Here is a 17,831-nt window from a genome sequence, read left to right as displayed (position 1 = left end):
GGACCCGGATATGGACACCCAGATCACCCTCCCCACTTTCGACGTGGAGCGCGTCCGCGCCGACTTCCCCATCCTGTCGCGCACCGTGCACGAGCGGAAGGGCAAGCCCGGCAAGCCGCTCGTCTATCTGGACAGCGCCGCCTCCGCGCAGAAGCCGCGGCAGGTCATCGATGCCATGACCCGTTTCCTGGAGGAGGATTATTCCAACATCCACCGGGGCGTCCATTTCCTGTCGCAGACCGCGACCGACCAGTTCGAGGAGGCCCGCCGCAAGGTTGCCCGCTTCCTGAACGCCCCGTCGGAGCGCAACATCGTCTTCACCCGCAGCGCGACCGAGGCCGTCAACCTCGTCGCCCACAGCTATGGCCGGACCTTCCTGTCGGAAGGCGACGAGATCATCGTCTCGGTCATGGAGCACCACGCCAACATCGTGCCGTGGCAGCTCCTCCAGATGGACAAGGGCATCCGCATCCGCGTCGTCCCGGTGGACGAGCACGGCGTGCTGGACCTGAACGCCTACGAGGACCTGCTGTCCGACCGCACGAAGCTGGTGGCGATGACCCACTGCTCCAACGTGCTGGGCACGGTGACGCCGGCCAAGATCATTGCCCGCATGGCGCATGAGCGCGGCGTGCCGGTGCTGTTCGACGGCAGCCAGGCCGCCGTGCACGGCGTGGTGGATGTCCAGGACATCGATGCCGACTTCTACATCATGACCGGCCACAAGCTCTACGGCCCGACCGGGACCGGCGTGCTGTACGGCAAGTACGACCTGCTGAAGAAGATGCCCCCCTACCAGGGCGGCGGCGACATGATCGAGAGCGTCAGCTTCGAAGGCACCACCTTCAAGGCCCCGCCGGCCCGCTTCGAGGCCGGCACCCCGGCGATCACCGAGGTCATCGGGCTGGGTGTGGCGCTGGACTACATGGAAAAGCTGGGCCGCGAGGCCATCGCGGCGCATGAGCACGACCTGCTCCAGTACGCCACGCAGCAGCTTTCCCAGGTCGACGGCCTGCGCGTCTACGGCACCGCGCCGGGCAAGGGCCCGATCATCTCCTTCACGCTGGAGGGCGTGCACCCGCACGACCTCGGCACCATCGTGGACCAGTACGGCGTCGCCGTGCGGGTCGGCCGCCACTGCGCGGAGCCGTTGATGGAGCGTTTCGGCGTCGGCGCCACGGCGCGGGCCAGCTTCGCCCTTTACAACACGCGGGCGGAAGCCGACGCTCTGGTCGAATCGGTGATCGCGGTGAAGGAGTTCTTCGGAGCATGATGGACGAACTGCGCGAGCTGTACCAGGAAGTGATTCTGGACCACGGCAAGAACCCCAGGAATTTCCGGCATCCCGACGATGCCAACCGGGAGGCCAAGGGCGAGAACCCCATGTGCGGTGATCGCTTCATGGTCTACCTGAAGCTGAAGGATGGGGTGGTGGAGGATGTGGCCTTCCAGGGCCGCGGCTGCGCCATCTCCACCGCCAGCGCGTCCATGATGACCGAGGTGGTCAAGGGCAAGACCGAGGCGGAAGCCAAGGCCCTGTTCGAGACCTTCCACGACCTGTGCACCAAGGACGACCACGACCACGGCGACCACGGTCCGGTGGACGAGGACGCCATGGAACGGCTGATGGTGCTGTCCGGCGTCCGTCAGTTCCCGGTGCGCGTGAAATGCGCCACCCTCGCCTGGCACGCGATGAACGCGGCCATCGAAGGCGAGGACAAGGCGAGCAGCGAGTAAGTTGCAGGAAACGGTGAAACGCGATGCCCGATGACGCGATCTCCAAGGAAGCCGACGCCGCGGAGGCCAAGCCGATGAACCAGACCGAAGCGGACATGGCTGCGGCCAAGGCCGCCTACGACCCGCGCGCCGCGCTGAGCGAGGCGGTGATCTCGGCGCTGAAGAGCTGCTACGACCCGGAAATCCCCGTGGACATCTGGGAGCTGGGGTTGATCTACCGCGTCGACATCGGCCCGAACAACGAGGTCGAGATCGACATGACCCTGACCAGCCCCATGTGCCCGGTGGCCGGCGAACTGCCGATGCAGGTGCAGCAGGCGGTTGCGTCCGTCGAGGACGTCACCACATGCAAGGTTGAGCTGGTTTGGGAACCACCCTGGCGCCAGGACATGATGTCCGAGGTCGCGCGGGTCCAACTGGATATGTTCTAAGGAGGCGAAGATCCCCCATGGCTACGGCTTCTACGGCTTCTCTTCCCAAGGCCCTTTCCATCACCGACGCCGCCGCCGAGCGTGTGCGGCTGTTGATGGCGAAGGCGACCGACGATTACATCGGCCTGCGCATCGGCGTGAAGGCCAAGGGCTGCTCCGGCCTCAGCTATGACGTGCAGTACGCCAAGGAAAAGATGAAGTTCGACGAGGTGGTGGAGGACAAGGGGGTCACCGTCCTGATCGACCCCGCCGCCGTCATGTTCCTGATCGGCAGCGAGATGGACTACGTCGACGACAAGTTCCAGACCGGCTTCGTCTTCAAGAACCCGAACGAGAAGGGCCGCTGCGGCTGCGGCGAGAGCTTCCACGTTTGACGGGCACCCGCCTCTCCCGTTTCCGACGGGAGAGGCGTTGAACGCTGGGCATCCGGAACGGGATGCGTCGGTTAGGCTTTGTCGATGATGCGCATCGACGCGATGATGCGGTCCACCTCCGGAGCGTATTTCGGACGGTAGTGCAACCGTGCCCCTTGATGGGCGACCATGTACAGCCTGCCGTTCTTCTGAACCAAGACCGCCACACCATCACGATCCAGCTCATCCTCTCCTGAGAAGGAGAAATCGAGGCGAATCCCCTCACCTCCGGCGACCGTCTGCGGCTTCAGCGAGCGGACTGTGAAGACCTTCGCCTTGAAGGTCTTGGTGAAGGCCGATTCGAACAGGCTGCTCAGGTCTTCGGTCGGCATCCCCGCCCGGTAGGCCGGCGGCTTTTCATTGCTTCCGGTGATGTTGAACAGGGGCTTTCCATCCTCGATCCCTGCGGCGAGGATCAGCAGGTCCAACTGTTCGCCATCGACCGTCCAGAAATCCAGGTTTCCCGTATCCGCCGATCCCAAGGCCGTGATCCGGTTCCACTCGATGCCCGGTTCGACGGTCATGCCGCTGCGGACGGTCACCTTTTCCGTCGATGGGACAAGCGCGTAGTGCACGCAGCCGGACAGCGCCACCAAGGCGCACAGCACGGCCATGGTGTGGGCCAGGGTGCGGATTGCAAACTGCGGCATAGGATCAACTCTCCAGGGCGATGTAGCTTTGAATGAGGTCGCGGTCCGTCGCCCTCGGTGCGAGCGACAAGTAACGCTGGAAGGCTTCCGCCGACGGTCCCCGTTCCCCCTGCTGGCGCAGGACGAGGCCGAAACCGCGCCAGGCTTCGGGCGGGGCGTCCGGGGCGGCAAGAGACCGTTCGTACCAGCCCCGCGCACGGCCCAAGTCCCCGTTCTCGGCGCGGAGACGGTGGACCTCGCCGTAGAAATGCATGATGTCCGCATCGGGCGGAATGTCGGAACAGAGCTGATCGAGCAGAACCAGCGTCCGCGCAAACTGACGCATCCGCAATTCATCCTCGAACAACGTCCGGCGCAGGCCCCGCAAGGTTTTGCGGTAAGGTTCGGCCCCCTCGGTCTGCCCCGGCTGAGCCAAGCCGGACGCCTTCGCCTTCAGGATCGCCTGCCGCTCCTCCGGCTCCGGATGCGACGCGAAGAAGACGTTGCGCTCGGCCTCCTCCGCCATCGCCTTCTTCTCGGCGACCAGCTGTTCCCAGACGCGGGCGGCTTCTCCCGGCGCGTAACCGGCCTTCGCCATGAGCTGGATGCCGATGTCGTCGGCCTCCCGCTCCTGGTCGCGGGAGTAGGAGAATATGCTGGCGAGCAAAGCCATCTGGGTCAGGCTTCCCACCGCGGGGATGCCGGCCAGGGCCAGACCGAGGCTCAGGAATGCCCCGAAATCCGCCTTGGCCCGCGCGTCGCGCCATTTCTGCAACGAATGCTTCCGCAGGTAATGCCCGATTTCGTGACCCAGAATGGCGGCCAGCTGCGCCTCGTTGCGGGTGCGCAGAAGAAGGCCGGAATAGACCTGCATCATCCCGTTCGGCGCCATCGATGCGTTGAACACCGGCGTGCGCACGACATAGACCCGGATGTCGGCGCAATGGTCCGCGGTCATGCGGCACACGATGTCGCGCAGATAGGCGTTCACGGCCTCGTCGCGCACCAGAGCGCGGGACCGCTTCAGCTCGCTCTCCGTCCGGTCCATCACCTGCCAGAGCCCGCCCTCGTCCGTCGCCGCGGACGGCCGGTAACCGGGTGTGGCGTTGCTCTCCCCCGTCCCGGTGGTCGTGCAGCCGGTCAGCGCCAAGGCCGAGCAGCAGCCACAGCCCGCAAGAAAGCTCCGGCGGTGCATTGTCTGGCGATGCATGGCGGTCACTTCGGGAAGTCCGCCAGCAGCACCTTGGCGGTTTCGCGCGCCGGTTCCACCGTGCGCAGGTCGCCGGCGCCCCGCATCAGCCGGTTGAACCAGACGATGTCCCCGGTTTCGAGATCCACCAGCGACGCGAAGCCGACCTGTGTGCCCCCCTGCACACCGACGCCCAGCACCGCCGCCGCGACCATCAAGGCGACCCGTCCGCCGCTCGCGTAACTGTCGCGCACCCAGACGAACAGCGCATAATCGGCACCGGTTGCCTCTTTCAGAGTCCTCGCGGTGGTTCCCAGGGTCCAGTCGAACTTGCCGCGCTTGGTCGGCAGTTTCTTGATGTCGAAAAAGTGGTGGATCATGGCCGACGTGCCGACCTTCTCATGCAGCCGTTGCAACTGATGCAGAGTGTCCACGACCTCAGGATTGGCCTTGCTGTCGTCGAAAGCGGCGATGCTCAGCCCCAAATCGGCCTGTTGCTCATCGAAAGCCACGGCCAGATGACGGCGCGCCGCCTCGGTCCATTCAGCTTTCGGTTCTTTCATTCCGGCGGCCGACAGCTCGCTGAGCTCAACATCCAGAGGCATCAGCACAATCCGAGTGCTGTTGCCTGGGCGCTTGATCGTCTCGACATGCTTTACGCTGGATTGGCAGGCGGACAGCAGAACCACCGACAGAAGAACAGCGAGAACTCTACCGAACACGGAAAGCGCGGGAAACGATCGACCGTACACGCCAAAGCTCCATCATACTGGGATAATCAAACCGTTCGGGATAACCCTTTCAGTTCTATGTATCATTAAGGGCAAAATCAACAGATACCGCCACCTGCAGTCACTGCCTGCATGTCGGGATGGGCAGGGCACGATGGATGCGCCTTGCCCCTGTCCAACAGCGTCCCGCGTCCCCACTCTCCATGCTAGAGTCCGTCCCCGCGACGCCGACACGGCCAAAACAAGGTTAGAGAAAAGCCCCATGGACAAAGGCACGCCCAAGGCCATCCGCCTGCAGGACTACCGCCCGCCCGCGCACCTGATCGACACGGTCGATCTGTTCTTCGACCTCGGCGAGGAGGTGACTACGGTCCGCGCGCAGCTCGGGCTGCGGCGCAACCCGGCGCGCGACGATGCGTCGGCGCTGCCGCTGACGCTGGACGGGCAGCGGCTGGAACTGGTGTCCGTGGCACTGAATGGACAGCCGCTGGGCGATGCCGACTACACCGTCACGCCGGACCATCTGACCGTCCACAGCGTGCCGGAAACCTTCACGCTGGAAACCGTCGTCCGCATCAAGCCACAGGAGAACACGGCGCTGGAAGGGCTCTACAAATCCTCCGGCAACTTCTGCAGCCAGTGCGAGGCGGAGGGCTTCCGCAAGATTACCTATTTCGCCGACCGGCCCGACGTGATGGCCCGCTACACCACCACGATCACCGCGGACAAGGCGCGCTACCCGGTGCTGCTGTCCAACGGCAATCTCATGGAATCCGGCGACCTGCCCGATGGGCGCCACCGCGCGGTGTGGGAGGACCCCTACCCCAAGCCCTGCTACCTGTTCGCCCTGGTCGCCGGCACGCTGGTGCATCAGGAGGACCGCTTCCGCACCGCGTCCGGCCGCGACGTCACCCTGCGCATCTATGTCGAGCCGGGGAACGAGGACAAGGTCGAGCACGCCATGCGCTCGCTCATCAAGTCGATGCGCTGGGACGAGGAAGTGTTCGGTCTGGAGTACGACCTCGACATCTTCAACATCGTCGCGGTCGGCGACTTCAACATGGGGGCGATGGAGAACAAGTCGCTCAACGTCTTCAACACCAAATACATCCTGGCGAAGCCGGAAACCGCCACCGATCAGGATTTCCTGGGCATTGAGGCCGTGGTGGCGCACGAGTATTTCCACAACTGGACCGGCAACCGCGTCACCTGCCGCGACTGGTTCCAACTCTCGCTGAAGGAAGGGCTGACCGTTTTCCGCGACCAGGAGTTCTCCAGCGACATGAATTCGCGGGCGGTCAAGCGCATCGCCGACGTGCAGCGCCTGCGCACCGTGCAGTTCCCGGAGGATTCCGGCGCCATGGCGCACCCTGTGCGCCCGGACAGCTATGTGGAGATCAACAACTTCTACACCCCCACCGTCTACGACAAGGGGTCGGAAGTCATCCGCATGTACCACACGCTGCTGGGGCCGCAGGGCTTCCGCAAGGGCATGGACCTGTATTTCCAGCGCCATGACGGGCAGGCGGTCACCTGCGACGATTTCGCGGCGGCGATGTCCGACGCAACCGGCGTGGACCTGACCCAGTTCAAGCGCTGGTACCGGCAGGCCGGCACGCCGGAGCTGGACGTCGCCGGCGCCTATGACGGCGCATCGAAGACCTACCGGCTGACCGTCAAGCAGACCGTGCCGCCCACCCCCGGCCAGCCGGTGAAGGAGCCGATGCACATCCCGCTGGTCATGGGGTTGCTCGGTCCGGACGGGGCGGACCTGCCGCTGCGCCTGACCGGCGAGGCCGAGGCCGCCGGCACCAGCCGCACCCTGCACATCACCGAGGCCGAGCAGACTTTCACGTTCGTCGACGTGCCAGCCCGCCCGGTGCCGTCGCTGCTGCGCGGCTTCTCCGCCCCGGTGAAGCTGCGGGCCGACCTGACGGACGGCGACCTGACCTTCCTGATGGCCAACGACAGCGACGCCTTCAACCGCTGGGAGGCCGGGCAGACGCTGGCGACCCGGCTGCTGCTCTCCCTCGTCGCCGACCGTCAGGCCGGGCGGGAGCTGGCGCTGCCGCAGAGCTTCATCGACGCGGTGGGCGCCGTCCTGAAGGACGCCGACCGGGACCCGGCCTTCGCCGCTCAGGCCCTGGTGCTGCCGACCGAGAGCTACCTCGGCACCCAGATGGAGGTGATCGACCCCGACGCCATCCACGCCGTGCGCGAGTTCGCCCGCCGCCGGCTGGCCGAAGCGCTGCGACCGGGCTGGCTCGACACGCACCGCCGCAACGCGGGCAACGAGCCCTTCTCGGTGGACGCGGCGGCGATCGGGCGGCGCGCGCTGAAGAATCTGTGCCTCGCCTACCTGATGGCGCTGGAGGATGAGGAGGCGCTGGGCCTCTGCCTCGGCCAGTATCGCGGCGCCCAGGCGATGACCGACGTGATGGCGGCGCTGCAGTTCCTCAGCAATTCCAACGCGCCGGAGCGGGACGAGGCCATCGCCGCTTTCTACGAGCGCTGGAAGGGGGAGGCGCTGGTGGTCGACAAGTGGTTCGGTGTGCAGGCGACCTCGCACCGGCCCGATGCCCTGGAGCGGGTGACGGAACTGCTCGCCCATCCTGCCTTCGAGATCCGCAACCCGAACAAGGTCTACGCCCTGATCGGCGGCTTCGCGGGCGGCAACCCAGTGCGCTTCCATGACACCAGCGGGGCGGGCTACCGCTTCCTGGCCGATCAGGTCCTGCGGCTCGACCCGATGAACCCGCAGGTGGCGGCGCGCATGGTCGGTCCCTTCTCGCGCCTGCGCCGCTACGATGCGCCGCGCCGCGCCCTGATGAAAGCCGAGTTGGAGCGCATCGTCGCCACGCCGAGCCTGTCGCCCGACGTCTTCGAGGTGGCGAGCAAGAGCCTGGAGGCGGCCGGCTGATCGGAAGAGGCCTAAAAAGGAAAGGGCCGGAGGGTTTCCCCTCCGGCCCGTCCGTACCCCCGCGCCGAAACGCGGGCGTTTTTACTTCTGCTCGGCCAGGAAGGCGACTAGGTCGTCCACCTTGCCGGCGTCCTTGATGCCGGCGAAGGCCATCGTGCCACCCGGAACGACTTCCTTCGGGGCGGTGATGTAGGCCTTCAGGTTGTCCGGGGTCCAGGTCAGACCGCCGGCGGCCTTCTCCTGCATCGGCTTGGAGTACTTGAAGCCGTCGATGGCGGCGGCCGGGCGGCCAACGACGCCGAACAGCGACGGGCCGACCTTGTTCTTGCCCTGCTCGGCCGTGTGGCAGGCCATGCACTGCTTGAAGACGTCCTTACCGGCGGCGGCGTCAGCGGCCTGCGCGGCGCCCGCGCCCATGGCAATGCCGGCGATCAGGGCGGCGCCCAGGATATGCTTGTTCATTGGTCAGATTCCCCCTTCCGGATGAGGCCGGCGTTCTGGTGCCGGCAGGTTCGGGCGCAGCATACACATTCTGTGGTTAAGGCCAACCCCCCAACGTGTCGCGCCCACAGCACAAACACCAAATACGGGTTATTTCATCCATGCCAGAAGAAGGACAAGAACGGCCACCACGACCAGCGCCGCCCAAGGCACATAAAAGCCGCCACGCCCCGGGCGGCGGGAAGGGGAATGGGGATTTCCGGGGCGGGGCGGCCACGGCTGGCGTTATCGGTCGTGGGGCGGCCGCACTCGTCGCCGCGGGCTGCGCGACCGTCTGAGCGACCGGATCGGCGACCGGTTCGGGCTGCGGTCCGCCGACCACAGCTGTGAAGCGGTTGAAGAAATCATCCGCCATCTTGCGCGCCGTGGCGTCCACCAGACGTGAACCGATCTGCGCGAGCTTGCCGCCGACCGTGGCGTGAGCCGCGTAGGACAGAACCGTCGCCGCCTCGCCATCCGGTTCCAAGGAAACCTTGGCGCCGCCCTTGCCGAAACCGGCGGCCCCGCCCGAGCCTTCGCCGGTGATGGTGTAGCCGTTGGGCGGGTCGAGATCCGACAGCGTCACCTTGCCGGAGAACTTGGCGCTGACCGGCCCCACCTTGGCGACCACTTTCGCGGTGAATTCCGTGTCGGACGTCTTCTGCACCTCCTCGCAGCCGGGAATGCATTGGCGCAGGATGTCCGGATCGTTCAGCGCCGCCCAAACCTTGGCGCGCGGGGCCGCGATGCGCTGGCTGCCGCTCATGTCCATGACGTGGTCCTCCCCTGCTTTTTTTACAGCCAAGCCATAGCCGGACGATACGGCAAGGCCGTAACCGGCGACAGTCCCCCTTTCAGCCAGGAAGGGACGTCTCAGCGCGGGGCGGGCGGCACGCAATTCTGGACGATCGGCGTGCAGGCGGACAGCGAGGCGTTGCCCGGGTAGGACACCTGCTCCACGACCCCGTCCGGCCCCAGGACGAAAGTGGCCTCGCACATGCCGGGAGAGGAAGAACCGATCGGGAGCCCGAATCCCAGCCCGACGCCGACACCGCTGGAACCGCCGCCTCCGAAGCCTCCGACGCCGATGCTGCTGCCGCCGAGCGGGCTGATCGCCACTCCGGGGTCGGAGACGTAGGTGTAGTATTCCCGCCCACCGGCCTGGGCCTGCCGCGCCGGAACCCCGGCGCAGGCGAGCAGCCGTTCCTTCGGCATGCCGACCAGTTCGGTCTGGGCGCGCCGGGCGATCTGCGGGTCCGGCCCCGTGGCGCAGGAGGCCAGGAGCGCCCCGGCCAATCCCAGAAGCGTTGCCGTCCCGACATGCCGAACCGCCATGACCGTTCCCCTCCGATGCAGCATCGCACGACTGGCACAACCCCGCCCGCTGCTTGCGGTTCCCGGAGAAAGCCGGCTACCTAAACCGGAGCGTGCTCCACGCCGGCCCTTTTCACCAGACGAAAGGTCGGTTCTGGATGTGACAGCGGTGCCGTCCGACGCTTTGACGGTTGATGGAACGGAGGATCATGGTATGACTGACGAGGGTTTGGTTTCGACTAGCGACGGTTCTGCGATGACCACGGTCTTCCTTGCGCTCGGCAGCAATCTGGGCGACCGCGCCGCCAATCTGGCGACCGCGCAACGCCGGCTCTCTCCGCAGCTCCAGGTCACACTGGCCTCGCCCGTCTATGAAACCGCCCCCATGTACGTGACCGACCAGCCGTCCTTCCTGAATATGGTGCTGCGCACGCAGACGGCGCTCGGCCCGTGGGAACTTCTCCGCCACGTCAAGGACATCGAGGCGGAGATGGGCCGCGACCTGAAAGGCGGCCTTCGCTTCGGGCCGCGCCCCATCGACATCGACATTCTGCTCTATGGCGAGTTGGTGATGTACGCGCCGGAACTGGAGATTCCCCATCCCCGCATCGCCGAGCGCGCCTTCGTCCTGGCCCCGCTGGCCGACATTGCGGGCGACCTTCAACACCCGGCCATCGCACGCAGCTTCAATGATCTTCTGGCCGCCGTACCGGGGCGCGACACGGTGGTCCGCACCGGCACGGAGCTTCCGGTGGCAGTCTGACCTTTTTGACGGTCTGACCTTGTTGACGGTCTGACCTTGCCGAATGGGCGGGCGCCTGCGCTATAGTGGGCGTGGCGCAGCGACGAGGCGGCCGCCCCGGACGGGGCATCGACCAGGGCCGCCGCCCGCCAGGAGATGTCTTTTTTGGCCAACGATTCCGTTTCCCGACACACCGGCTCCGGCTCTCCCGGCGCAGGGGCGACCTACACCATCCTGCTGCGCGATTTCACCGCCACCGTGTCGCTCGCCGGGCGCTCCGGACGCCACACCGTTCACATCAGTCTGGAGTTGAAGGTCAGTCATCCCGGTCTCGACTTTCCCGACGACATAACCGCGGTCATGTCCTACGAGGACATTGTGGAGGACCTGCGCCGTCTGTGCGCCGAGGACATGGTGCCCGGGCCCGACTATCTGGCCGACCGCACCGCCGCACTGTGCATGGCCCAGCCGAAGGTCCGCCATGTGCGCGTCGACGTGGAACTGCCGTCCTTGCTACCCGACACGGCCGGGGCCGGCGTCACGATCATGCGGAACCGCGACGCGGAACACTGAGCTCATTCACCTCCACCAATGCGGTAACCCTTTTACCGATATAGGCATCGGTTCGGTGTTCAGGCATGAACACTCAGCGGCTTTCTACCCTTGCGCAAACCGCGATAGAATATTTCGCGATGCAGCATTGTTGCGAAATACCGTATCTTAAGTACAATAGAACCACGCCGCCTCAAGGCCGGCCGGAATGCACAGGGAGGGTAACATGGACCATTTGACGGCTCCGACCCTGTCGGAAATCCTGGACGAGCCCATCATCGTCGCCCTGATGAATCGGGACGGCATGACCGCCGAGACGCTGCGGCAGCTTCTCGAACAGGTCGGGCGCAATTTGCGCGACCGCGAGGACCGGTTGGCCGCCTGAGCGGACGGCGTCCGGCGGCGGGTCCGGACCAGACGGACCGCCGCCGGAAACAGCTGGTATTCCGCGGGCTGGTGTTCAGCAGGTTGATTTTCAGCGGACAGACACGACGCGGAAGGGGCGCTGCTCTCCATCATGCTCGGTGATGGAGATGTACTCCCCCTCGACCAGAGTGTGGCGGTCGAAGCGGAAGATCGGTTCGTCGTCGTCGCTGTCTTCGGCGTCGTAGTCGAACAGCCATCCCTTGCCCCGATGAATAAGGTGGCCGGTCTGCTCGTCCTCCCCGCGCCAGAAGCGGCGGACCGTGCAGGAAGCCCTCTGGCTGCGCCATTCCTCGAGATCCAGATGGCCGTCCGCGGTCAGTGGGGCGATGAACTCATAGCCATGCTCCGCGCTGCCTTCCGGATGGTCGGCGGTGCGGGCCAGCTCAAGGCGGATTGTCTTCAAGGGCACGGTCGTTCGTCCTTCGCAGGCGGCCTTTGCAGGCGATGGAACAAGGCGCACGTCGCGGAAGCCCGACGGTTGGGGGAGCGCGCCAAGCGCACTCCCCGCCGTCCCCCCGACGCGATCCCGCCAATGCCAACCAAACAGGGGGCCGGTTGTTCCGCGCCTCCCCACGACCACCCGCACCGTCACGGTACGGGTGGGGCGTTTCCTTCCTGACGTCCTCCCGTCCTGCCGCCCTCTTGAGATGTGGCGTCGCCTTACAGGGCCGGGTGCTGGTGCACGAAGCCGTCCAGAACGACCGTCAACTGGCGGGCGTGGACGGTCTGCCCATGGCTGCGGGCCCGGTCGATGTCTTCGCGGATGATGCGGGCGATCCGGCGGATGCCTTCGGCGTCGTGGGCAAGACAGCAGCCCAGTTCCACCGCCAGGATTTCCGGCAGATGCTCATGCTCCGCAATGGCGTCGATTTCCTCTTCGGTCAGATCGCTGAGCGCGATGCAATCGTCGATCGTCAACATGGCGCGTTCCTTCCCGATTGCCGGGCCTTGCCCGGACCGGAGTCCGGGTGGCCCTTGTGGTTGAAAACCATCGGCGTGGAGGGCGCCCGTCGTTGCTTGCGGCGCCGCGCGTCGGATCGGAGAAGCCCGGCCTTTTAAAAGAGAGGCCCCGTCGTCAGTGGGCCATCAGCACGGGCAGGCCGGCGTGATTCAGCACATAGCGGGTCACGCCACCCAGGATCATTTCCCGCATCCGGCTGTGTCCGTATCCCCCCATCACGAGGAGGTCGGACCCAAGTTCCGCGGCCTTGTTGATGATGGCTTGGCCGACGGGTTCCGATCCCGGCTTCAATATGGTTACCTGAACGTTAACGCCGTGCCAAGCGAGATATTGGGCGATGCGACGCCCTGCCGCAGCCTGGGTGTGGGACGTCTCGGCGGTCAGCACATGGACGGTGTCGGCACCGGTCAGGAAGGGCATCGCCCCGGTCAGGGCGCGCACCGATTCGGGGCTGCCGTTCCAGGCGAGCGCCACCGTGCGCCCGATCTCGTCCGGCAGGGTGGCTGGCGCCAGCAGCAGCGGACGGGCCGCCCCCAGCAGGGCGCTTTCCACCGTGGCATAAGCCTGGGTGTTGCTGTCCAGCGTGGTGTGGGCGAAGACCAGCAGGTCGGCCAGCCGCCCCTCGCGCGGCACCACCTCCTCGACGCGGCCCGTTTCCTCCCGCCACTGGGCGGTCGGCGCCTCGACGCCGGTCGGGATGTCGCGCAGTTCGATGTCCGCGGCGCGAATCACATCGTCGAAGGTGCGGCGGGCGGTGTGGAGGTGGGTCTTCGACTCCCCTTCGGCGGCGCGCATGATCTCCTCGACCATCGCGCCGGACATGCCCTCGCCCAGCATGGGCACGGCGTCGCGCGGGTCCAGCGACACGAACAGGGCATCGACATGGGCGTCGAATTCGCGCGCGATCTTCAGAGCGGCGTTCAAAGCCACCGTGTCGCCGTCGAGTCCGGCCAACGGCACAAGGATCGTCTTGAGTGACATGATCTCCCCCCGGGCCGTTTCCGCCGGCCCATCTTCTGGACGGTGCCTGTCGGAACGACGGCTGGATGCACCGTTTCCAGCGCCGCGCCGCCCATATATTAGACCATGGGGAACCGGCGGCGCCCGTTCCACCTGGAATTACACCAGTCGCTCCAGCACGGCCGCAAGCGTTTCCCCCGCATCCCTGCCAGCATTCGTACGCAGCCACTCAAGCGGGTCCAGATCATAGACGTCCTGCCGCTTGGCGACTTCCGCCGTCGCGTCCGAGGCGTCGCTAAGGCGGGCGGCGATGCGGGCGACCCGCGTGTCCAAGGGCGCGTCCAGCCAAATCCCGTCGAATCGCACGCCGGTTTCGGCGGCAAGACGGGCCGCAGCGGAACGCTCCTCCGGTCGGGCGTGGACGGCGTCCAGCACCACGGCGTGGCCAGCGGCGAGCACGGCCCGCGCCCGTTCCAGAAGCCCGGCATAGACCCGCCCGGTTACTGCCGGCGTGTAGGCGTCGGCGGGGAGCCGCTCCGTCTCCCCGACCCCGAAGAGACGCTTGCGCAGCGCGTCGGAGCGCAGGACCACCGCGCCCGGCGACGCCCCCAGCGACGGCGCAAGGGCGCGGGCCAGCCGGGTTTTGCCGCTGCCGGACAGGCCGCCGATGGCGACCAGCCGCGGCGGCGGCGGCTCCAGCGCCGCGACGGCCTGCTCCAGATAGGCCAACGCCTCCCCTTCCGAGCTGCGCTCCGCATCTTCGCCGGGGTGGAGCGCCGCCGTGGTGGCGGCGATCTTGGCGCGGATGGCCGCCCGTGCCGACAGGAACAGGGGCAGCAGCGCCAAACCGCCATAATCCTCCGTCGCGTCCAGGCTGCGGTTGAGGAAGGCGTTGCCGAGCGGGCGCAGCCCCCGCCGCTCCAGATCCATCAGCAGAAAGGCGAGATCGTAGGCGACGTCGATGACCGCCAAGCGCTCGTCGAACTCGATGCCGTCGAACAGGACCGGCCTTCCCTCCAGCAGCACGATGTTCCGCAAATGCAGGTCGCCATGGCAGTGCCGGACGAAGCCACGCCGACGCCGCTCCTCCAACTGCGGGGTCAGGCGCTCCAGCGCGTCCCTGGACCTGCGGGCCAGCGTCTCGACGCCATCCGGGGGAAACAGCGACGGGCTGGCGCGCAGTTCTGCGATGTTGCCGTCCACCACCTCCCGCATCGCCACGGCGCCGCCGCCCTCCGGGCGCGGTTCGGCGGCCTCGTGAAAAGCGGTCACGGCGTCGGCCAGCCCGCGAATCAATCCGTCGTCGAGACCGCCCCGCTCCGCCACGCGGTCCAGCAGGGCGTCCTGCGGAAAGCGGCGCATCGCGACCAGCCAGTCCAGCGCCGTCCCCCCCGCCGCGTCCTCGCCGCCGAAGGCGAGCGTGCCGTCCGCCCGCCGCACCACCGACTCCAGGCCAAGGTAAAGGGATGGCGCGGTTCGCCGGTTCAGCCGCAACTCCTCCAGGCAAGCCGCGCGGCGGCGTTCGGCCGTCGAATAGTCGAGATAGGGGTAGCGGACCGCACGCTTGAGCTTGTAGGCCCGGTCCCCGGCCAGGAAGACGATGGCGGCGTGGGTTTCGACGCGTTCCACCGCCGCCCCGCCATGACTCGCCGGATCGGCGAGGAAGGCGGCCGCCGATGGCGTCGGGTCCTGTGCCGGATCGGAAGCGGCGTGCTGCATGACGGCAGTCTAGCACGCTCCCGTGCCAGCCGATGAGCCCCGCCAACCGCCTAGGCCCTCACAAACAGGGCAGCCCTCCCACCATTGACGCGGGAGGCGGCGCGCACGACATCTGGGAGTAGCACCGTTACGCGCTTGCGCGGGGGTGCGGTGCAACGCGTAATGCCACAACCGCGCCGGGATCGGACGCGGTAGGCTGGAGCAGCCGGAGTAGGACGGTCAACGATCGATCGGGAGCAGGCCGCCGTGCGTCATGGGACCTCGTGCCTCTGTCTGTTGGTTGCCGTGGCGGGCCTTGCGCTCTCCGCTCCCGCAGGCGCGCAGACCCTGTCCATGCCCGACGACCGGATCGGCAACTGGAAGATCGGCGGCCTCGCCTACAGTGTCGGTGAAACGCCGGACACCAAGGTGTCCGACCTGCACAACAAGATCCGCATCGGCTCCTCCCTCCTGCCCAAGCTCGACGGTTACGCGGAAGTGCGTCCCTGGGTGTCGCTCGGTCCCAGCACGCCGGACGGCAGCCTCCATGGAATGGGGGGCATCCTGATCGACGTTCCGTTGGGGGGGTCCTCCTTCGTCTTCACGCCCAGCGTCGGCGCGGGAACCCTGCCGGTCACGCCACGCGATCCGGCGGCCTCGGGCAGCGTGGTCGAGTTCCGGTCCCAGCTCGAACTCGGCTATCAGTTCGAGAACAAGGCCCGTTTCAGCCTGGGCTACAGCCGCATCGACACCAGCGGTCCCACCGCGGATTCCGCCACGCCGACCAACAACGTGTTCGGCCTCTATTACCGCATGCCGTTCGGAGCCTTCACCGGACGCTGAGAATCCGCCGGTTCTTTTGCGGCGCAGCATGACCATCCGCGAATCACTTCGATTTTCTGCTGACGCGGAGGCTGCGCAAAGGGTTTGGCAATACTCGCCTTAACCACTTGTTAATGACGGCTGGTTCTATTGACCTCGGGGACCAACGCCGGGGATTCGATCATGGCCAAGCGCAAGACCGCCACCGCAAAGACCGCCGACGCCGCTCCGTCGCTCGAAGCCGCCGAAGCGCTCGCCACCGACACCGGGGCGGAAATCGTCCTGAAAACCAATTTCGCGGCCATCGAGCAGGACGCGGTCGCGCTGTTGCACGCCGCCAGCCTTCTCGTCGAAGCCGACACGCCGGAAAAGGCGAATCACGCCCTCGACCACAATCTCCGCCTCTGGGTCGCCATCAAGACGGTGCTCCAGAACGAAGAGAACACCCTGGATTCCGAGGTCAAGGCGAACCTGCGCAACCTCGCGCAGTACGTCACCGTCACCACCATGGAAGCCACACAGGGCTCCATCGAGGCGCGCAAGCTGGTGTCGCTGTCGCGGATCAACATGCACATCGCCGAGGGGCTGCTGCACGGCCAGAAGAGCCGCATGGTGCAGGAGCGTGCCTATGAGATCTGGGAGCGCGAAGGCCGCCCGGACGGGCGCGAGATGGACCATTGGCTGCGGGCCGAGGGCGAAATCGCCGAGCTGCTGAGCAACCGCTGACGGCACGCGCATCGATCGGACCGGCGTCGCGCCGCAATCCGGCCATTCCGTCAGGACATGACCACCCGTGTCGCGGCAACGTGACGCGGGTGGTTGCAGTTGATAGCATCCGGGCGTGACCGCGCCCCCTCTCCCCGCCCCCGCCCGTCCCGCGACGCCCCGCCACATCCGCGTGGAGAACATCCCGCTCGGCATCGTCATGATGCTCGGGTCGGTGCTCCTGTTCTCCGTGATGAATGTGCTGGTGAAGCTGCTCTCGGAGACGTATCCCGTCATCGAGGTGACCTTCTTCCGCAACGCCATGGCGTTGATCCCGGTTGCGGTGGTCATCTCGTTGCAGGGCGGGTGGATCAGCAATCTGCGCACCGAACGGCCGATGGGTCATGTCTGGCGCTCGGTCGTCGGACTGACGGCGATGTCGCTGACCTTCTGGTCCTTCAACCTGTTGCCGCTGGGCGACGCGGTGGCTCTGAACTTCTCGGCCCCGCTGTTCCTCACCGCCCTGTCGGTGCCGCTGCTCGGCGAAAAGGTCGGCATCCACCGGTGGAGCGCGGTGCTGGTCGGCTTCGTCGGTGTTCTCATCATGGTCCAGCCGTCGGGCGAGATGCTGACGCACCTGGGCGCGCTGGTCGCCCTTGGCGCCGCCTTCTGCCAGTCCTTCGCGATGGTGGCGATTCGCCAGCTCAGCAAGACCGAGCGCGCCAACACCATCGTCTTCTACTTCACGGCTATCACCACCCTGATCCTGGCGCTGGTCATGCCCTTCGTGTGGGTCACCCCGCGCAGCCTGACCGATTTCGCCCTGCTGTCGGCCACCGGCGTCCTGGGCGGCGGCGCCCAGCTTTTCCTGACTCGGGCCTATTCGCTGGCCCCGGCGGCCGTGGTGGCGCCCTTCAACTACGCCGCGCTGCTGTGGGCCGTGCTGTTCGGCTGGCTGCTGTGGAACGAGATGCCGACCCTGCACATGGTGTCGGGGGCCGCCGTGGTGGCGGTCAGCGGACTCTACATCCTGCACCGCGAGACCCGACGCCGCCTTCCCCCAAGCCCGCCCGCGATGGGCGGCGGCGGCGACTGACCGCCGCAGCCTATTCAGCTCACTC

The 17,831-nt window shown here is 66.6% G+C and carries 21 protein-coding genes; 11 read left to right on the top strand and 10 right to left on the bottom strand.

All coding sequences use genetic code 11. From position 1 onward, the window contains the following. Window positions 1-10: 10 nt before the first annotated feature. The 4 genes from ACWPXE_RS03080 to ACWPXE_RS03065 are packed head-to-tail and all read left to right on the top strand — an operon-like array spanning window position 11 to window position 2,542. On the top strand, window positions 11-1,273 hold the full coding sequence (locus tag ACWPXE_RS03080; protein WP_454016643.1) for a cysteine desulfurase: 1,263 nt from the start codon (window positions 11-13) through the stop codon (window positions 1,271-1,273). Continuing rightward, entirely contained in the window at window positions 1,270-1,737 is a 468-nt protein-coding gene (gene sufU / locus ACWPXE_RS03075; protein WP_014197141.1) for a Fe-S cluster assembly sulfur transfer protein SufU, read from the top strand. The genes ACWPXE_RS03080 and sufU overlap by 4 nt, the downstream gene beginning before the upstream one ends. 23 nt (window positions 1,738-1,760) lie before the next feature. Then, window positions 1,761-2,168 carry an iron-sulfur cluster assembly protein gene (locus ACWPXE_RS03070; RefSeq protein ID WP_149165072.1) on the top strand — a complete coding sequence of 136 codons (408 nt, stop codon included), beginning with the start codon at window positions 1,761-1,763 and terminating at the stop codon, window positions 2,166-2,168. A gap of 17 nt (window positions 2,169-2,185) precedes the next feature. Next, a complete protein-coding gene (locus ACWPXE_RS03065) occupies window positions 2,186-2,542 on the top strand; it encodes a HesB/IscA family protein (protein ID WP_454016642.1) in 357 nt (118 codons plus the stop codon). Window positions 2,543-2,613: 71 nt separating this feature from the next. On the opposite strand, the gene ACWPXE_RS03060 is transcribed toward ACWPXE_RS03065, so the two are convergent. From ACWPXE_RS03060 to ACWPXE_RS03050, 3 genes are read right to left on the bottom strand one after another with little or no spacing between them, the layout of a single operon-like run. Further along, window positions 2,614-3,231: a hypothetical protein gene (locus ACWPXE_RS03060; protein WP_454016641.1), complete on the bottom strand. Its 618-nt coding sequence runs from the start codon at window positions 3,229-3,231 to the stop codon at window positions 2,614-2,616. Between the two features lie 4 nt (window positions 3,232-3,235). Then, window positions 3,236-4,420, bottom strand: coding sequence for a M48 family metalloprotease (locus tag ACWPXE_RS03055; protein ID WP_454016640.1), 1,185 nt, complete (start codon window positions 4,418-4,420; stop codon window positions 3,236-3,238). Between the two features lie 5 nt (window positions 4,421-4,425). Beyond that, complete coding sequence (locus ACWPXE_RS03050; RefSeq protein WP_454016639.1) at window positions 4,426-5,151, bottom strand: hypothetical protein; 726 nt, start codon at window positions 5,149-5,151, stop codon at window positions 4,426-4,428. A gap of 241 nt (window positions 5,152-5,392) precedes the next feature. Here ACWPXE_RS03050 and pepN point away from each other — a divergent pair, with 241 nt between their 5' ends. Further along, window positions 5,393-8,050 carry an aminopeptidase N gene (gene pepN / locus ACWPXE_RS03045; protein WP_454016638.1) on the top strand — a complete coding sequence of 886 codons (2,658 nt, stop codon included), beginning with the start codon at window positions 5,393-5,395 and terminating at the stop codon, window positions 8,048-8,050. Window positions 8,051-8,131: 81 nt separating this feature from the next. Here pepN and ACWPXE_RS03040 read toward each other — a convergent pair whose 3' ends face one another. The 3 genes from ACWPXE_RS03040 to ACWPXE_RS03030 form a co-directional block, all read right to left on the bottom strand. Then, the gene (locus ACWPXE_RS03040; protein WP_237906104.1) at window positions 8,132-8,512 is read right to left on the bottom strand and encodes a c-type cytochrome; all 381 of its coding nucleotides are present in this window, start codon (window positions 8,510-8,512) and stop codon (window positions 8,132-8,134) included. 76 nt (window positions 8,513-8,588) lie between these two features. After that, window positions 8,589-9,302, bottom strand: coding sequence for an SRPBCC family protein (locus tag ACWPXE_RS03035; protein WP_454016637.1), 714 nt, complete (start codon window positions 9,300-9,302; stop codon window positions 8,589-8,591). 101 nt (window positions 9,303-9,403) lie between these two features. Further along, window positions 9,404-9,865: a hypothetical protein gene (locus tag ACWPXE_RS03030; protein WP_014197152.1), complete on the bottom strand. Its 462-nt coding sequence runs from the start codon at window positions 9,863-9,865 to the stop codon at window positions 9,404-9,406. A 235-nt stretch (window positions 9,866-10,100) separates the two neighbouring features. On the opposite strand from ACWPXE_RS03030, the gene folK reads away from it, so the two are divergent. From folK to ACWPXE_RS03015, 3 genes are all read left to right on the top strand, one after another. Further along, window positions 10,101-10,607 carry a 2-amino-4-hydroxy-6-hydroxymethyldihydropteridine diphosphokinase gene (gene folK / locus ACWPXE_RS03025; RefSeq protein ID WP_454016636.1) on the top strand — a complete coding sequence of 169 codons (507 nt, stop codon included), beginning with the start codon at window positions 10,101-10,103 and terminating at the stop codon, window positions 10,605-10,607. A 144-nt stretch (window positions 10,608-10,751) separates the two neighbouring features. Continuing rightward, window positions 10,752-11,159, top strand: coding sequence for a dihydroneopterin aldolase (locus tag ACWPXE_RS03020; protein ID WP_237906101.1), 408 nt, complete (start codon window positions 10,752-10,754; stop codon window positions 11,157-11,159). Window positions 11,160-11,364: 205 nt separating this feature from the next. Continuing rightward, the gene (locus ACWPXE_RS03015) at window positions 11,365-11,523 is read left to right on the top strand and encodes a hypothetical protein (protein WP_014197156.1); all 159 of its coding nucleotides are present in this window, start codon (window positions 11,365-11,367) and stop codon (window positions 11,521-11,523) included. A 90-nt stretch (window positions 11,524-11,613) separates the two neighbouring features. Here ACWPXE_RS03015 and ACWPXE_RS03010 read toward each other — a convergent pair whose 3' ends face one another. The 4 genes from ACWPXE_RS03010 to ACWPXE_RS02995 form a co-directional block, all read right to left on the bottom strand. Then, window positions 11,614-11,973 carry a hypothetical protein gene (locus ACWPXE_RS03010; RefSeq protein ID WP_454016635.1) on the bottom strand — a complete coding sequence of 120 codons (360 nt, stop codon included), beginning with the start codon at window positions 11,971-11,973 and terminating at the stop codon, window positions 11,614-11,616. 251 nt (window positions 11,974-12,224) lie between these two features. Continuing rightward, the gene (locus ACWPXE_RS03005; RefSeq protein WP_014197158.1) at window positions 12,225-12,485 is read right to left on the bottom strand and encodes a hypothetical protein; all 261 of its coding nucleotides are present in this window, start codon (window positions 12,483-12,485) and stop codon (window positions 12,225-12,227) included. Window positions 12,486-12,639: 154 nt separating this feature from the next. Further along, entirely contained in the window at window positions 12,640-13,506 is an 867-nt protein-coding gene (locus tag ACWPXE_RS03000) for a universal stress protein (RefSeq protein ID WP_014197159.1), read from the bottom strand. Between the two features lie 138 nt (window positions 13,507-13,644). Next, window positions 13,645-15,204: a bifunctional aminoglycoside phosphotransferase/ATP-binding protein gene (locus ACWPXE_RS02995; RefSeq protein WP_454016634.1), complete on the bottom strand. Its 1,560-nt coding sequence runs from the start codon at window positions 15,202-15,204 to the stop codon at window positions 13,645-13,647. Between the two features lie 333 nt (window positions 15,205-15,537). On the opposite strand from ACWPXE_RS02995, the gene ACWPXE_RS02990 reads away from it, so the two are divergent. The 3 genes from ACWPXE_RS02990 (at window position 15,538) to ACWPXE_RS02980 (ending at window position 17,806) form a co-directional block, all read left to right on the top strand. Continuing rightward, complete coding sequence (locus ACWPXE_RS02990) at window positions 15,538-16,026, top strand: acyloxyacyl hydrolase (RefSeq protein ID WP_454016633.1); 489 nt, start codon at window positions 15,538-15,540, stop codon at window positions 16,024-16,026. Window positions 16,027-16,188: 162 nt separating this feature from the next. Next, the gene (locus ACWPXE_RS02985) at window positions 16,189-16,731 is read left to right on the top strand and encodes a DUF2934 domain-containing protein (protein ID WP_237906096.1); all 543 of its coding nucleotides are present in this window, start codon (window positions 16,189-16,191) and stop codon (window positions 16,729-16,731) included. 115 nt (window positions 16,732-16,846) lie between these two features. Further along, window positions 16,847-17,806, top strand: coding sequence for a DMT family transporter (locus ACWPXE_RS02980; RefSeq protein WP_454016632.1), 960 nt, complete (start codon window positions 16,847-16,849; stop codon window positions 17,804-17,806). Window positions 17,807-17,831 lie beyond the last annotated feature (25 nt).

The organism is Azospirillum sp. Marseille-Q6669, assembly GCF_965111635.1.
Note: the sequence above shows the minus strand (reverse complement) of the source record. Positions and strands in the feature narration are given on the sequence as shown.

Coding starts and splice junctions, on each gene's coding strand:
- ACWPXE_RS03080 (WP_454016643.1), top strand. CDS start 11: ATGGACACCCAGATCACCCTCCCCACTTTCGACGTGGAGCGCGTCCGC.
- sufU (WP_014197141.1), top strand. CDS start 1,270: ATGATGGACGAACTGCGCGAGCTGTACCAGGAAGTGATTCTGGACCAC.
- ACWPXE_RS03070 (WP_149165072.1), top strand. CDS start 1,761: ATGCCCGATGACGCGATCTCCAAGGAAGCCGACGCCGCGGAGGCCAAG.
- ACWPXE_RS03065 (WP_454016642.1), top strand. CDS start 2,186: ATGGCTACGGCTTCTACGGCTTCTCTTCCCAAGGCCCTTTCCATCACC.
- ACWPXE_RS03060 (WP_454016641.1), bottom strand. CDS start 3,231: ATGCCGCAGTTTGCAATCCGCACCCTGGCCCACACCATGGCCGTGCTG.
- ACWPXE_RS03055 (WP_454016640.1), bottom strand. CDS start 4,420: ATGCATCGCCAGACAATGCACCGCCGGAGCTTTCTTGCGGGCTGTGGC.
- pepN (WP_454016638.1), top strand. CDS start 5,393: ATGGACAAAGGCACGCCCAAGGCCATCCGCCTGCAGGACTACCGCCCG.
- ACWPXE_RS03040 (WP_237906104.1), bottom strand. CDS start 8,512: ATGAACAAGCATATCCTGGGCGCCGCCCTGATCGCCGGCATTGCCATG.
- ACWPXE_RS03035 (WP_454016637.1), bottom strand. CDS start 9,302: ATGGACATGAGCGGCAGCCAGCGCATCGCGGCCCCGCGCGCCAAGGTT.
- ACWPXE_RS03030 (WP_014197152.1), bottom strand. CDS start 9,865: ATGGCGGTTCGGCATGTCGGGACGGCAACGCTTCTGGGATTGGCCGGG.
- folK (WP_454016636.1), top strand. CDS start 10,101: ATGACCACGGTCTTCCTTGCGCTCGGCAGCAATCTGGGCGACCGCGCC.
- ACWPXE_RS03015 (WP_014197156.1), top strand. CDS start 11,365: ATGGACCATTTGACGGCTCCGACCCTGTCGGAAATCCTGGACGAGCCC.
- ACWPXE_RS03005 (WP_014197158.1), bottom strand. CDS start 12,485: ATGTTGACGATCGACGATTGCATCGCGCTCAGCGATCTGACCGAAGAG.
- ACWPXE_RS03000 (WP_014197159.1), bottom strand. CDS start 13,506: ATGTCACTCAAGACGATCCTTGTGCCGTTGGCCGGACTCGACGGCGAC.
- ACWPXE_RS02995 (WP_454016634.1), bottom strand. CDS start 15,204: ATGCAGCACGCCGCTTCCGATCCGGCACAGGACCCGACGCCATCGGCG.
- ACWPXE_RS02990 (WP_454016633.1), top strand. CDS start 15,538: ATGCCCGACGACCGGATCGGCAACTGGAAGATCGGCGGCCTCGCCTAC.
- ACWPXE_RS02985 (WP_237906096.1), top strand. CDS start 16,189: ATGGCCAAGCGCAAGACCGCCACCGCAAAGACCGCCGACGCCGCTCCG.